This window comes from Rhodovulum sp. 12E13, assembly GCF_003340565.1.
Taxonomy (GTDB): Bacteria; Pseudomonadota; Alphaproteobacteria; order Rhodobacterales; family Rhodobacteraceae; genus HLUCCA09.
Genome location: NZ_QPLK01000116.1, coordinates 1 through 794, shown reverse-complemented (window position 1 = coordinate 794; position 794 = coordinate 1). Strand labels below are relative to the sequence as shown.

Here is a 794-nt window from a genome sequence, read left to right as displayed (position 1 = left end):
CCAAAAGGGACCCCCTGATACGGGTGGTCCATCGTGCTCCCGGGGCAAGCGGGAGCCGGGTTTGGGATGCTGGTGGTGGAAACGATCGCGAAGATCCGCAGGGCGTACTTTCAGGACAAGAAGCCGATCAAGCAGATCTGCCGCGAGTTGCGGGTGTCACGGAAGACCGTGCGCAAGGTCGTGCGGTCGGGAGCAACGGAGTTCACCTACGAGCGCAGCGTCCAGCCGCAGCCGAAGATCGGGCCGTGGCGGGACGAGCTCGATCGGATGCTGGCAGAGAACGCGCGCAAGCCCAAGCGCGACCGGCTGACGGCGATCCGGATCTTCGAGGAGCTGCAGACGCTCGGATACGAGGGCGGATATGACGCCGTGCGACGCTACGCGGCGGCGTGGTCGAAGGCGGAGAGCGCGGCGTCGGCCGCGGCCTTCGTGCCGCTGAGCTTCGATCCGGGCGAAGCCTACCAGTTCGACTGGAGCCACGAGATCGTTCTGATCGATGGGGTGACCACGACGGTGAAGGTCGCCCATGTCCGGCTCTGCCACAGCCGGATGGTCTTCGTCCGGGCCTATCCCCGCGAAACGCAGGAGATGGTCTTCGACGCCCATGACAAGGCGTTCGCCTTCTTCGGCGGTGCCTGCGCGCGGGGAATCTACGACAACATGAAGACGGCCGTGGACACGATCTTCGTGGGCAAGGATCGCGCGTACAACCGCCGCTTCCAGCAGATGTGCGGGCATTACCTCGTCGAACCGGTCGCGTGCACTCCCGCCTCGGGCTGGGAGAAGGGGCAGGT

The 794-nt window shown here is 65.6% G+C and carries 1 protein-coding gene; it reads left to right on the top strand.

Annotated features, from left to right (window positions below; genetic code table 11):
- Nucleotides 1-66 precede the first annotated feature (66 nt).
- Nucleotides 67-794 (top strand): IS21 family transposase (gene istA / locus DLJ49_RS21345; RefSeq protein ID WP_115395498.1); only part of this gene is annotated, 728 nt, incomplete at its 3' end.